The following is a 1152-nucleotide window of genomic DNA, read 5'->3' as shown; positions in this document are numbered from 1 at the left end:
GACGTGCGAGCCGGGGCAGGACGTGTGACCGCCCCACGCGCTACCGCCCATCGCGTGGTAGCCGAGGCCGCGCCCGGACGTCGAGTTGGTCACCTGCAACGGCACGTCGTAGGTCTTGTGCGCCCACGCCAGTACCTCGGCGACGCGGTCGAGCTGGGCAGTGGTGAGGCTGTCGCCGCCCCGCCCCTCGTTCTCGACAGACAGCCACGCGGTGTTGCCGCCGGCCTGCGCCCACGCGCGGTCGCGGGTGTCGACCCACTGGCGGAGTCGGCCGGTCCGGCTGGTGCCGAAGTGGCTGGACGCCTTGGCCTTGGGGTTGCGGAACCAACTGTCGGTGCCCTCAAAGGTCCCGTCCATGATGTGGACGACGACACCGCGCACCTCAGCCTGACCGTTGCTGGTGAAGTTCACGGGAATGGGGCGCCACTCGGCGCCGGGCATACGTGCCACGGGGGTACTCCAGACATGAGAAAACGCCCGGCGCGGTGCGCTCGGGCGTGCGATGTGCGAGGGGGTGGGCGGCGGTCTAGGCGAGGCCGACCCAAAAGCGGTTCGCCCCGTTCTCCATGCTCGACAGGGTGAGCGAGGCCGGGGCGCTGCTGGCGCCGATCGAGTACACGCCGAACCGGCGGACCAGGGTGTAACCGAACTGGTTCGGCGGGGCGCCGGCGCCGGACTCAGCGGCGAGCAGCATCGGGCCATCGCCGGTCGTGGTGTTGTAGACCATGCGCCACGCGACGTAGTAGATGCCGGGCGCCGCGGAGTAGGCGGCCGTGAGGGGGCTCGATATCGTGCCGCCTCCGGCGTCGTGCTCCTCTGGGGGCTCGTAGGCGGCGGTCGACATGTCGCCGGTCGCGGCGACCTTCGTTCCGCTGCTGTTGTAGAGGGCGGCCCACGATCCGGTTTGCAGGCCGCCCGCGTAGCCGGTGGCGAACCACACGATCCGGTTGATCGTGGCTGTGGTGCGCAGGATCACGGCCGTGACCCGGATCGGGCCCGACCCCGGGTACAGGCCGGTCGATACGGCGAGGGCGGGGTCGAATGCCCAGCACGCGAGGCCGTGGTCGGCCGGGCTCCACTCGCCTGCGAACGCTGCCGCGTCGACGTACGACTTGCGGGCGAGGTGGTTTGCGCTGGTCGGTGCCGCGCTGC

General features: G+C 71.1%; 1 protein-coding gene and 1 pseudogene. Both read right to left on the bottom strand.

The annotated features are described in order from the left end of the window. A partial coding sequence (locus IE225_RS32660) for a peptidoglycan recognition protein family protein (protein WP_229880217.1) occupies positions 1-441 on the bottom strand: 441 nt, incomplete at its 3' end. 85 nt (positions 442-526) lie between these two features. After that, positions 527-1152, bottom strand: a pseudogene (locus IE225_RS32655) (hypothetical protein); the annotation flags it as partial.

The organism is Streptomyces echinoruber (assembly GCF_014651135.1).
GTDB classification, from domain to species: domain Bacteria; phylum Actinomycetota; class Actinomycetes; order Streptomycetales; family Streptomycetaceae; genus Streptomyces; species Streptomyces echinoruber.
This window is presented reverse-complemented; position numbering and strand designations above follow the sequence as displayed.